Origin of the sequence: Aestuariibacter sp. GS-14, from assembly GCF_006494365.1 — a bacterium.
GTDB lineage: Bacteria > Pseudomonadota > Gammaproteobacteria > Enterobacterales > Alteromonadaceae > Alteromonas > Alteromonas mangrovi.
Genome location: NZ_VHIP01000011.1, coordinates 47,199 through 59,823, shown reverse-complemented (window position 1 = coordinate 59,823; position 12,625 = coordinate 47,199). Strand labels below are relative to the sequence as shown.

Below are 12,625 nucleotides of genomic sequence, written 5' to 3'. Positions count from 1 at the left end.
TAAGCCCGGTGTTATTGATTACGTTTGCCGGGCAGTATAGAGGCAATAATCTATGAGCGATAAACAAAGCGACGGCGACAATAAACTTCTGTATTGCTCGTTCTGTGGCAAAAGCCAGCACGAGGTCAGAAAGCTTATCGCCGGTCCCTCGGTGTTCATCTGCGACGAGTGTGTAGAGTTGTGCAACGATATTATTCGTGAAGAGATCAAGGAGATCGCGCCGAATAAACAAAAGCAGAACTCACTGCCCAAACCACAGGAAATTCATGCGCACCTGAACGACTACGTAATTGGTCAGGAGCATGCAAAGAAAGTTCTGTCGGTTGCGGTATACAACCATTACAAGCGATTGCGTAATGGCGATGTGCACGATGGCGTTGAACTGGGCAAAAGCAACATTCTGCTGATTGGTCCAACAGGTAGTGGTAAAACATTATTGGCTGAAACGCTTGCGCGTTTGTTGGATGTGCCGTTTACCATGGCAGATGCAACCACGTTAACCGAAGCCGGTTATGTGGGTGAAGACGTTGAGAACATAATTCAGAAACTGCTGCAAAAATGCGATTACGATGTAGAAAAAGCCCAGCGCGGTATTGTATACATCGATGAAATTGACAAAATCAGCCGTAAGTCAGATAACCCCTCAATTACGCGGGATGTCTCCGGCGAAGGTGTGCAGCAGGCGTTGTTGAAACTGATTGAAGGTACCGTCGCGTCGGTCCCACCGCAAGGTGGTCGTAAGCATCCTCAGCAGGAATTTCTGCAGGTCGATACATCCCGCATCCTGTTTATTTGCGGCGGTGCATTCGCTGGTTTGGACAAAGTGATCGATCAGCGTGCAAGTGCAGGCGGCGGTATTGGATTTGGCGCAGAAGTGAAATCCAAGGAAAACAAAAAGGCTATTTCCGAATTGTTCCGTCAGGTTGAGCCGGAAGATTTGGTGAAGTATGGACTAATTCCTGAATTCATCGGTCGTTTACCCGTGGTAACCAGCTTAGATGAGCTCAACGAAGAAGCGTTAATACAGATTCTGAAAGAGCCGAAGAATGCAATTACCAAACAGTACGCTGCGTTATTTGCAATGGAAGACACTGAGCTGGAGTTCCGCGAAGATGCATTGTTTGCGATTGCCAAGAAAGCGATGCAGCGCAAAACCGGTGCTCGTGGATTGCGTTCAATTGTTGAGGCTGTGCTTCTGGAAACTATGTACGAGTTACCGTCAATGGACAACGTAAGTAAAGTAGTGATTGACGAGACCGTAATCAAAGGTGAGTCCAAGCCGATTCTCATTTACGACAATGCGGAAAAAAAAGCGGTAAGTGAATAATACTCCACTACATTTAAAAAGGCCTGCGGGCCTTTTTTTATTTCTGATATCCGGGAATAGTTACTGCTTTTGCGCAAGCTTTGCAGTAGATTACACAAAAGATGCCGGGGATTTATTGAACTTTGTTTGCCCATCCCCATATAAAGACACATTAGAAATAATCAGAGAAGAAGTATGACATCAGAGCGAGAGAATCGCATTGAAATACCTGTACTGGCCTTGCGGGACGTGGTTGTGTACCCCCATATGGTCATACCTTTATTCGTTGGACGTGAGAAGTCGATCCGCTGCCTGGAAGCGGCCATGGACAGCGACAAACAAATTTTCTTAGTTGCTCAGAAAGATGCGGGCATTGATGAGCCTGATACCGGCGATATTTATAACGTAGGGACTATTGCAACTATCCTGCAACTGCTTAAATTGCCGGACGGCACAGTAAAAGTACTGGTTGAAGGGAATGTTCGTGGCGAAGTGTCTGACTATATTCAAACCGAACCTTTCTTTGTGGCGGGCATCAATCGCCTGAGTGATGAAGCCTTACCAGAGAGTGAACAAGAAGTGCTCATTCGTTCTGCGGTGTCACAGTTCGAAGGCTACGTAAAGCTCAATAAAAAAATTCCACCAGAGGTGCTTACTTCATTAAACGGAATTGATGATGCTGCTCGCCTGGCTGACACTATGGCTGCGCACATGCCACTTAAACTGGTAGAAAAGCAGAAAGTACTTGAGATGCGTGGTGTAAACGAGCGCCTTGAGTACTTAATGGCGCTAATGGAAGGCGAAATCGATTTGCTGCAGGTGGAAAAGAAGATCCGCACCCGCGTTAAAAAGCAAATGGAGAAGTCGCAGCGCGAGTACTATTTGAATGAGCAAATGAAAGCCATTCAAAAAGAACTGGGTGAACTGGACGACGCGCCTGACGAGTTTGAAGCGCTGAGCAAAAAAATTGAAGAAGCCAAAATGCCGGAAGAGGCAGAAGGCAAGGCCCGGGCAGAACTGCAAAAGCTGAAAATGATGTCGCCTATGTCAGCCGAAGCAACGGTAGTCAGAAGTTATATCGACTGGCTAACCAGCGTGCCATGGCATAAGCGGTCAGCAGTGAAAAAGAATCTGGCCAAAGCCGAAGAGATTTTAAACGCCGACCACTACGGGTTAGAAAAAGTGAAAGAGCGGATTATTGAGTATTTAGCCGTGCAACAGCGTGTGCGTAAGCTCAAAGGACCGATTTTGTGCTTGGTTGGGCCTCCGGGTGTAGGTAAAACGTCATTGGGGCAGTCTATTGCCAAAGCCACGGGTCGTAAGTACGTGCGTATGGCACTTGGCGGCGTGCGTGACGAAGCGGAAATTCGTGGCCACCGCCGCACCTACATTGGATCTTTGCCGGGTAAGCTGATCCAAAAAATGGCCAAAGTGGAAGTGAAAAACCCACTGTTTCTGTTAGACGAAATCGACAAGATGTCGTCAGATATGCGTGGTGATCCTGCGTCAGCGTTATTGGAGGTACTGGATCCGGAGCAAAACAGTAGCTTCAGCGACCATTACCTGGAAGTGGATTACGATTTGTCCGATGTGATGTTTGTTGCCACCTCTAATAGCATGAACATCCCGGGACCGCTGCTCGATCGTATGGAAGTCATTCGTTTGTCTGGCTACACCGAAGATGAAAAGCTTAACATTGCGAAGCGCCATTTGCTGAGTAAACAAATGGAGCGTAATGGCCTGAAGAAAAACGAACTGGAAATCGAAGACTCAGCCATTATTGGTATGATCCGTTACTACACTCGTGAAGCTGGTGTGCGTTCACTTGAGCGCGAGATTTCCAAAGTGTGTCGCAAGGCTGTGAAAGACATCCTGTTAAACAAATCTACCAGTAAAGTTGTGGTGAATCAGGACAACCTGAAAGACTACCTGGGCGTGCAGCGCTTTGATTACGGCAAAGCCGATAAGAACAACCAGATTGGACAGGTGACCGGTTTGGCGTGGACTCAGGTAGGTGGTGACTTACTCACCATTGAAACAACCTCTGTGCCTGGTAAAGGCAAAATGACATCAACCGGCTCATTGGGTGATGTTATGCAGGAGTCGATTCATGCAGCGATGACCGTCGTACGCTCTCGCGCTGAGAAGCTGCGAATCAACGGTGACTTCTACGAGAAACGGGATATTCACGTGCACGTTCCTGAAGGTGCTACTCCTAAAGATGGCCCCAGTGCAGGTATAGCCATGTGTACGGCATTGGTGTCGTCGTTAACCGGTAATCCGGTGAAATGTGATGTTGCTATGACCGGTGAAATTACCCTGCGCGGTGAAGTGCTGGCGATTGGTGGTTTAAAAGAAAAACTACTGGCGGCGCACAGAGGCGGGATTAAAACGGTGATTATCCCTAAAGATAATGAACGCGATCTGGAAGAAATTCCGGAAAATGTTAAACGCGACCTGTCTATTCACCCGGTCCAGTGGATTGATGATGTACTGGATTTAGCATTACAGGAACCTGTAGAAAGCTTTGAACCCGTTGCGTTAAACGGCTAAAACTTATCCATGTAAAAACCATGCCGCGCCAGTCTGCACAGGGCTTGCGTGGCTTTTTTGTTTGTATTTGTTTAAAAAGTGTCCAGATGGCGTATTAAAAGTCATTTTTTTTAACTTTAGGGGCTTCAAAGTCAGAAAAGTTGTGTTACCTTAACTGCTGTATTCGCTTGAAGCCTTGTCACTAAAGGGATGGCAGCGATTCAATAATAAGTTAAAAAATTGTAAAGCTTGGCTTGATGTTACTGATTAAGCTTGCTATAACGTCTGTGCATTGAATTAATGTTTTTGCGGACGAGAGCATAATAACAAACGAAGGGGATCTTAAAAGTGAACAAGTCTCAACTCATCGATAAAATTGCTGCTGGTGCAGATATTTCTAAAGCTGCTGCTGGCCGTGCATTAGACGCTTTTACTGACGCGGTAACTGACGCGCTGAAAGATGGCGATCAAGTAGCACTGGTTGGTTTTGGTACTTTCTCTGTAAGAGAGCGCTCTGCACGCAGTGGTCGTAATCCTCAAACTGGTGAGACTATCGAAATTGCTGCAGCTAAAGTGCCTTCTTTCAAAGCTGGTAAAGCACTGAAAGACGCTTGTAACTAATAAGCAGTCAGATTTTTGAAAAGGCGATGGAACTCCATCGCCTTTTTTATTGGTATCGACATAAGGAATGTCGTTCCAGCATTCTATCCGGGTGAATGTTAGGCTATAATCCCGGCTTATTTTGCCGAGACTGCAATCATTGTGGTGTGGACTCGGGTAGCGGTATGTAACGGAGTTAGAATCGAGTCATGCTAGAAAGAATCAGAGAAGGTTCTCAAGGCCCTTGGGCGATGGCTATCATTGTACTGATAGTGTTGAGTTTCGTTTTGGCAGGCGTTAGCAGTTATGTCACATCTTCAGGTGTGACTGCGGCGGCTGAAGTAAACGGTGAAGAAATTAGCCAACAAGATGTTGAGCGTGCCTACCAGTCGCAACGTGCGCGTCTTGAAGCGCAATTTGGCGAAGGTATTGGCGCCTTGTTTAGCGATGAAAATTACCTGCGTGATTTTCGCTTAAACGTGCTGGACCGCTTAATTGCCGATACGCTGGTATTGCAAAAAGCAGATGAGTTGGGCTTACGTGTATCCGACAAGCAAATTCGCGAAGCGATTGTGCAGATGCAAGAGTTCCAGACTGCGGGCACTTTCGACAACGAACGTTATTTAATGCTGTTGCGTCAGAATGGTTTCCAGCCTGCAACGTTCAGCGATTACATGCGTCAGCAGATGACCCGCGAGCAATTGGCTCGTGCAGTAAGTGCAAGTGACTTTGCCTTGCCAGCCGAGATTACACTGGCTAACGCGCTGCAACAGCAAACGCGCAACGCAGAATACCTGATTGTTGATTCCGCGCCATTTGCGTCATCGGTTGAAATCACCGAAGAAGATGTGAATACCTATTACGAATCGAATCTGGCTCAGTTTGACACCCAGGAAAAAGTGGATATTGCCTATGTGGTATTGTCTGTGGACGACCTGAAAGGCGATGTCACTGTAACTGACGGCGAGATTGAGCAGTATTACACTGAAAACAGTGCGTTGTATAAAACCACTGAAGAGCGTCGGGTATCACACATTCTAATTGAATTTGGCGACGACGAAGCGGCTGCGAAAGACAAAGTGGAAGCTCTGGCCGCAGAGCTGGCGAATGGGGCTGATTTTGCTGCATTGGCAATGGCTAATTCTGCAGATACATTCACTGCCGATAATGGTGGTGACCTGGATTTTCTGACTCAGGGTATGATGGACCCAGCGTTCGATGATGCGGCTTTTGCCCTTGCGAATGTAGGCGATGTATCAGACGTAGTTAAAACAGAATTTGGTTATCACCTGATTAAACTTACTGATATCAAGCCAGAAGAAGTTACTCCGCTGGCCGACGTAAGCGACGACATTCGCGCGCAACTGGCAACGGACAAAGCTACCGACCGTTTCTATGCCCTGCAATCTGAAATGGCGAATCTGGCCTTTGAAGTTGCTGATACGCTGGAAGATGTTGCTGGTGTGGCTAATAAGTCGGTGCAAAAAACCGGATTGGTAAATGCGCAGATGGTACCTGCGCCGTTGAATGTGCCTGCGGTAACCAGTCGCGTATTTGATCCCGCGTTTATCGAGGAAGGTTTGAACAGTGATTTGATTGAGCTGAACGATGACACAGTGGCGTTTGTTCGAATCGCTGGGCATGAACCTCAGCGCACTCAATCGCTGGATGAAGTGCGCACTCGTATTCTGGCGCAACTGCGTGCAGACAAAGCTCAGCAAGCGGCAGTAGAATGGGCCACTAATGTGGTTGAACAGCTGAAAGCTGGCGAGACGCCATCGTTGGAGCTGGGTGATGTTACCTTGTCATGGGAAAGCAAAGAAGCGCTTACCCGTAATAGTGGAGAGCTGCCTCGTGCCATGGTTGAAACCTTGTTTACGCTGGGCAACACCGCACCAAACAATATCGACATTGCGGAACTGGGTTCAGGTGATGTAGGCATTGTTAAGGTAACCGCGGTTAATCAGCCAGCAGCGCTCGCGGAAGAAGACAGCGCTGCATTAGCCCAGCAAATTGCTACCGCTAATGCGCAAACCGGCTATCAGGCGTTTATTGACGCACTGCGTAATGCCGCAGACGTGAAGATTAATTTATAATCGCAACACACGTGTTTAACAACAAAGGCCACCTTCGGGTGGCCTTTTGTTTTGGTGCTGTTCCCACTAATTTTAACCACACGCTTTTTTATCGTAGAAACTGCGCCAGAACACATGCGCCCAGCAAACTCATCCATATACAGGTAAGTAGCATGATTGGGCGGGCAAAGACGATGATAAAGGGAGCCCCGGTCAGGCTTGCTCACACCGGCTCCTTTATGTGCGCGGAAACACCGGTTTCCTGTTTAAAGCCCGGCATTGTACCTATAACCCTTGGCGAATCACCATATGCGGCGGTTATTATCTGGCGTTAACTTTGAGTAACGAAATACATCAACGTAAAAAAGGCTGCAATTACCGAAGAGAAAATAAAAATATATTTAAAACCCTGTTTGCCATCAGCCAGGCTGTAGCGGTTAAATTTCAAATAACCAATCCAAACCAGGCTTAATATTAATGGCAGCAGAATAATGATTCTTAACATAATTATGGATTAACCTTTTACCAGTGCTCTTTGTACGAACAATACGTTAATTCAGATTGCTAATGTGCAGTCTATTCTGCGCGATGCGTAACGCATTCTACGGCGTACTTACGCGCGTGTAGTGAAACTTATGTTCGGTTATTTTGTCATTATCTTCAATGGCAACATAGATATTCATGGTGTTGTCATCCATGCGCTCAAGGGTTAAACCATTAAAGTAGGCTGTGCTATCGGTAAGTTTAACCAGCCGAAAGTCGACCGACTCTTCTTTTTCTTCCCAGCCGGTCAGGTCGCCGCTGAAATGCTTCAGCCGAAACACCAGCGACCCTTCTTGCTCTACTATGGTCTCAAGTTCGTAGAATTCCACTGTGTCATCTACAACCAGCTTAAATGCGCCCATCATGGAGTCGCCAAGGGGAGTGGACCACACTTCTTCAACTACGCCACCAAACGCATTACCGCGCCAATGACCAGCCAGCCATGCAACTGCCTCTAATGTGGCAGCCGGAGAAGGGGTTTGATTGTCTACCTGCATCACATTGGGCAGCGGCTCGTGTGCTTCGGCATCGACGTTCAATAAACCGATAAACAACACAACCAGCAGGGCTCTCATTTTATTGTCCTAATGTTGAGCAGGGGGTAATGGTTTCATGCCAAATAACCTGCGTGTAAGTGTAAACGGTCGAATTATAACGTAACAGCTTGCAGCACAAATAGCGGATGAGACTACTAACAGCGTGATTGATTTAACGGAAATCGTAGTTGGCCATTGAACAATATAATAGGCCAGCGCCACAATAACGGTTTGATGCAATATGTAGAAAGGGAAGATGAGTGAATTGGCAGTACGAAGCCAGGCTGGCGAAGATGTGCAATACGCACTGGCATAGCCGGTGAGGGTTAGCATTGCTGACCAGGATACCAATGAACACATAACCCACCAAAGCGCCCAGCGGACTTCCAGAGACGCATAATTGCTAAAATCAATCAGGTAATAGGCATAGAATAAACAAGAACACACAGCCATTGCTGTGGCACTGGTTCGCCTGTGTAGTGCGAGAGATTGCCAAAGGTTGGGACTACTCATAAATAGCAATCCTGACAGGAAAAACAGACCGTAGAAGGCAGAGAGCGCCAGGTTGTCGATACCGTGTCCCTCATTGACTGTTGTTGCTTTGAGCCAGCAACGTATGGCTATAATGAATAATACCAAAGCAAATAAGCCTAATCGAAAGCGGGCTATACGCGCTATCCACATGGTAAAAGCACCTCCCATTGCACTCCTGAGCCAGGCATTCACCGGGATCGCAATGCACATAAACACGATTAGGAATTCGAGAAACCACAAGTGATTCGGCTCGAATGCCAGTAATCGCTGGCGGTAGGCATCCATTAAGCCGTCATACTGTTCAGGGTGTTCGAAGTATTCTTGAGGCGGCACAATCAACATCATGCCAACAAAAAACGGTACCACCAGCCGTAAGAGCTTATTTTTTAGAAACGCCCAGACGGATGCACGCTGCAACAATAAATAGCTTCCCGCACCAGCAATAAAGAACAGCACGGGCAATCGAATTTGCTCAAAATACACCATAATGTCGTCCAGTAATTTACTGGAATCGGTATTAGTAATGTGCCAGTCGTCTCCATTAAACGGCATAAAAACGTGATGAAGGAATACCGCCAGGATCAGTATTACCCGCAACCAATCCAGTTCGTAGTAGCGTTTGCTAGCCCGAATGGGCAGGGTATTGCTGCTCATATTCCAATCCTTGTGTTAACACTGATTCCAGGCTGTACTATACCCACTTTTAATTTACGGTAACGTATTGAATTGTTCGGAAATAATTCAAAAGTTCTGTTTTGCTGTTAAACAAGCGAATAACGCCACTATGCATCCGGATGAGCTACGTCTTATAAAGTGAATCATTATGCCGCTAAAACGGTAACATTGAAGCCAACGTTAGACATGGAATCTATTGGTTTGGCGGCAATGTCGATTTGGCGCTACGGATTTATTTGTAGGATGGCTAAGCAGGGGCAATCAACAAGCAAAACCGGAACCGCAGAACCCGAATAATCAGGCTTCATGACTGCCAGGGCGGTATGTTATCCCGACAGTCACGGTAGAGTGAATATGCCAATGATGCAGCGGCAATACCGGCTGCATCTGCAAGCCAGTCTACTATGTCGAATGTTCGGGTTGTAATAAACAGCTGGCTCAATTCTTCGCCGGTTACAAACAGTGTGACAATCGCGCTGGCAATAAATATCTCGCGTCCGGCCAGGAGAATAGTTCGCCCGCCTGATGCGGCTATCAGTAAAAATGACAAGGTGCCAAACAGCCCGAAGTGGCCAAGCTTATCTCCGAATGGAATACGCTGAACAAGTTCAAAAAACACGCTGTGTGCACCAGTGTTGGCTAAATAAATAACCCACACAATAAACCCTGTACCCAACACACTTAACAACGCAAAAAATTTACTCATAACTCACCTGTATAGCTGTTTATGCATGTCATACCAATTTGCATAGTAGGCAGTAAATCGGGTGCGTTTATGGCGCAATTCAGGCAATTCGGAGTGATTGTAGGGTCATGCGCGTAATATTATGAGTATGCGTGACATCACCTGTGTTCAGGGCGAATGTGCTTTATGCCAGATGCGAAATCCCTGAGCTCATCAATAGAATATTCGGTATGCACTCGCATTGTTGACGCGGGTTTGTGCGCAAGGCTTACGCCAGTCCTTCTGGCTATTGTCGGGCGAATGGGTCGTGGCATAAACCCGCCACCACAATTGGGACACACATTGGCTAAAATGTCAGTAACACAGCGAGTGCAAAATGTGCATTCAAAGCTACAAATCATTGCCTCTGTTGAATTTGGCGGTAGATCGATATCACAACACTCACAATTAGGACGTATTTCCAACATGGTTACTCCTTACCCAGGGTGATTAGCACGCAGTCGCGTCGAATGAATTCACATCATTATTTCGCGGTAATCAAGTGGGGTAAATCGTTGAAGCAGACAAATATCGATAACATTCGGACAGACATCCTGCCTCAGAGTCTGACTGGTTTGTGGGGGAGGGTGGTGGCGAAACGCATTCGCGCGTATCGCCAGTTAAACAAGCGTTACTGCATTGCAATAAGCTGAGGTGAGTATGTTTTCAATAAACTTGCAATATGGCTTGCATCATTGAGTGACGTTACTGTTAACGGTTCATCAGGGATGTTCAGAGCCGTCTTATTACCAATAACGGCTTTGAGTTTTTGTTCGTCAACTTTGCCGTTTGTGGTAACAGACTCAAGTTCGTCCTCGGTGAGTTGCTGCGTATAACCGTCAGGCAGGTAAATCGTTCCATTTGAAAAATCTACCGCAAACGCAATGACACCAGGTACAAAAAAGAAAAGTAAACCAACCGCATCGAGCAGTACAATACCCGCATCCAATCGGCCGCTCGACTGGCCCTTGCGCTCCGGGTGCAAAATTGTCCCGCAGGCGGTTAAATTAAGGATTAATCCTGTTGAAATCATCATCGCCATTAACTTTTTCATGTTGCATTCCTCGTTTACTTAATCACGCTGTCTATTATCTTTAGCAAATATCTTTAGCAAACGCAGTGCCAGTTGGTTTGTTGTGTAGGAATAAGTAATAAAAATCAATGCGTAGAACAAATGTAACGAGATGTCGTTAGATACGAATACACCGGGATACAGGCAGTAATCGGAGTATTTTTCACAGGATGTGTAATATTTGCGATACGCGTCAGGGCAGTACATGACTGCCCAATTGGGGATGACTAAGCGCTTTCAGCTAATTGGTGAGATTGCAGGTAGCGTTTGCGTTTTTTCGGCAGTAGCTTATCGGTATCAACTACCACTAACCCATCAATACAATCACAGAAGTCAGGATCAATGTTGAAATCGAGGAAGGCTACGCCATCGTGCTCGCATACTTCGGTGTATTGCTTGTAAAGAGTAGGTACGTTTACGCCCATGTTGGCTAGTAAGTGCTTGAGTTGAGTGAACTCTTTTTTGTAATCATTACCCGAAAATTCTTTAAGGCTATCGCCAGGCGGTGCAAATGGGATCCTGGCGGTTGCTTCCCCAAATTTTGCCGGGAAATAGGTTTGATAAAACTGCACTATTAAATGCTTGGCTGGCAGCGGATAGCTGTTGCTCAAACTCACCGGGCCGAACAAATACCGGTAGTGAGGGTAGCGGCTTAAAAACGCCCCAATACCAAACCACAGATAATCCAGGCTGCGTTTGCCCCAATAGCGCGGTTGCACAAAGCTGCGGCCAAGTTCCAGTCCCGATTCGAACAGGGCTGGGTTTTCGCTGGCGTAGTTGAATAATGTAGCAGAATACAGGCCGGTCTCGTGCCCTGGCTGCGATAATCGCTGAGCATCACCAAAGCGGTAAGCACCCACAATTTCAAGGTCCTGATCGTCCCACAATATCAGATGGTAGTAATGGTTATCGTATCGGTCGATATCGCGCCGTTGCAACGTACCTTCACCCACGGCCCGAAATGCAATTTCACGCAGGCGACCAATTTCGCGCATGATCACCGAACTACCTTTATGCAGGTACAAATAAATGTGTTTGCCGTCTGACGTCTCGCCCAGGTGCTCACACTGGCGAATCGCACGGGACAGCTCCTTTCTGTCTTCAGGCATGGCAATCGCTGCCTGCGTTGTGAATACCCCTTTTCTGTTAGTACCCACACTGTACAAATGGCGCTTAAACAATTTTACCTGGTCGGGCATTGGGATCGACATAGACTGGAAGCTGCTGTAGGGAATTAATTCGCCAATACGCATGGGCAGGGATTTACGACGCTGGTTAAACATTTCTTTTACCAACAACGCGGTTGCCAGTGGCTTATAAATCATGGATACACCGTAAAACAGCGGTGAATTCTTGGCATCTATGAAAATAGGCAGTATCGGCGCTTTGGCGTGGCGGGCTATGCGAAGGAAGCCACTGTGCCAGCGAGTATCCCGCACGCCCTGAGGACGTAAGCGTGACACCTCTCCGGCCGGAAAAATCAGCACTGCACCGTCATTCGCCAGGTGCTCGTGAATCGCGGAGAGATGCTGCTTTGGTGTGCCGCCTTGCATATTATTCACTGGTAACAACATGTTCCTGAGTGGCTCAATTGCCATCAGCATTTGGTTGGCAACCACCTTGAGGTCGTGACGAATTTCCGAAATTAGCTTAATTAAAGCCAGGCCGTCTATCGAACCAATCGGGTGATTGGCAATAATAACCACGCGACCTTCGCTGGGGATACGCTCCCGCTCGTTATCTCTGATGGAGGTACTTACATTGAAGTATTCCAGCACCTGTTCTACAAAATCGATGTCGTGATAGTGCGGATAGGTGCGTCCGAATTCTGAAATCTCTCTTTCGTGCAGCAGGTGACGTAGAACAAAACACAGGGGTTTGTTCAGGATGCGGTTGTTGGCAACCTGCGGATAATACTCATTGATTAGACCGTCTACAGTAAACATATTCAGTACACCTTTGCTATTTTCGCCACACGATATCAACCTAATGTGACGAAAAAAGCACAGTTGTATGTCACTTATTTTA

The 12,625-nt window shown here is 46.9% G+C and carries 11 protein-coding genes; 4 read left to right on the top strand and 7 right to left on the bottom strand.

Annotated elements, in window-relative coordinates; all coding sequences use genetic code 11:
- Positions 1 to 52 precede the first annotated feature (52 nt).
- The 4 genes from clpX (at position 53) to FJ444_RS15490 (ending at position 6,534) form a co-directional block, all read left to right on the top strand.
- On the top strand, positions 53 to 1,327 hold the full coding sequence (gene clpX / locus FJ444_RS15505) for an ATP-dependent protease ATP-binding subunit ClpX (RefSeq protein ID WP_140959744.1): 1,275 nt from the start codon (positions 53 to 55) through the stop codon (positions 1,325 to 1,327).
- Positions 1,328 to 1,501: 174 nt separating this feature from the next.
- Positions 1,502 to 3,859, top strand: coding sequence for an endopeptidase La (gene lon, locus FJ444_RS15500; RefSeq protein ID WP_140959742.1), 2,358 nt, complete (start codon positions 1,502 to 1,504; stop codon positions 3,857 to 3,859).
- A 327-nt stretch (positions 3,860 to 4,186) separates the two neighbouring features.
- Entirely contained in the window at positions 4,187 to 4,459 is a 273-nt protein-coding gene (gene hupB / locus FJ444_RS15495) for a nucleoid-associated protein HU-beta (RefSeq protein WP_140959740.1), read from the top strand.
- A gap of 188 nt (positions 4,460 to 4,647) precedes the next feature.
- Positions 4,648 to 6,534 (top strand): SurA N-terminal domain-containing protein, encoded by a 1,887-nt coding sequence (locus FJ444_RS15490; protein WP_140959738.1) that lies wholly within the window; start codon positions 4,648 to 4,650, stop codon positions 6,532 to 6,534.
- A gap of 310 nt (positions 6,535 to 6,844) precedes the next feature.
- On the opposite strand, the gene FJ444_RS21410 is transcribed toward FJ444_RS15490, so the two are convergent.
- The 7 genes from FJ444_RS21410 to FJ444_RS15460 form a co-directional block, all read right to left on the bottom strand.
- Positions 6,845 to 7,018, bottom strand: coding sequence for a hypothetical protein (locus FJ444_RS21410; protein WP_181405189.1), 174 nt, complete (start codon positions 7,016 to 7,018; stop codon positions 6,845 to 6,847).
- 97 nt (positions 7,019 to 7,115) lie between these two features.
- On the bottom strand, positions 7,116 to 7,631 hold the full coding sequence (locus FJ444_RS15485; RefSeq protein ID WP_140959736.1) for a DUF6265 family protein: 516 nt from the start codon (positions 7,629 to 7,631) through the stop codon (positions 7,116 to 7,118).
- 9 nt (positions 7,632 to 7,640) lie between these two features.
- Complete coding sequence (locus FJ444_RS15480; protein ID WP_140959734.1) at positions 7,641 to 8,780, bottom strand: acyltransferase family protein; 1,140 nt, start codon at positions 8,778 to 8,780, stop codon at positions 7,641 to 7,643.
- Between the two features lie 325 nt (positions 8,781 to 9,105).
- Positions 9,106 to 9,507: a VanZ family protein gene (locus FJ444_RS15475; RefSeq protein WP_140959732.1), complete on the bottom strand. Its 402-nt coding sequence runs from the start codon at positions 9,505 to 9,507 to the stop codon at positions 9,106 to 9,108.
- Positions 9,508 to 9,644: 137 nt separating this feature from the next.
- On the bottom strand, positions 9,645 to 9,953 hold the full coding sequence (locus FJ444_RS15470; protein ID WP_140959730.1) for a DUF1272 domain-containing protein: 309 nt from the start codon (positions 9,951 to 9,953) through the stop codon (positions 9,645 to 9,647).
- A gap of 203 nt (positions 9,954 to 10,156) precedes the next feature.
- Positions 10,157 to 10,579 carry a polyribonucleotide nucleotidyltransferase gene (locus tag FJ444_RS15465; RefSeq protein ID WP_140959728.1) on the bottom strand — a complete coding sequence of 141 codons (423 nt, stop codon included), beginning with the start codon at positions 10,577 to 10,579 and terminating at the stop codon, positions 10,157 to 10,159.
- A gap of 245 nt (positions 10,580 to 10,824) precedes the next feature.
- On the bottom strand, positions 10,825 to 12,543 hold the full coding sequence (locus FJ444_RS15460) for a lysophospholipid acyltransferase family protein (protein WP_140959726.1): 1,719 nt from the start codon (positions 12,541 to 12,543) through the stop codon (positions 10,825 to 10,827).
- Positions 12,544 to 12,625: the final 82 nt, after the last annotated feature.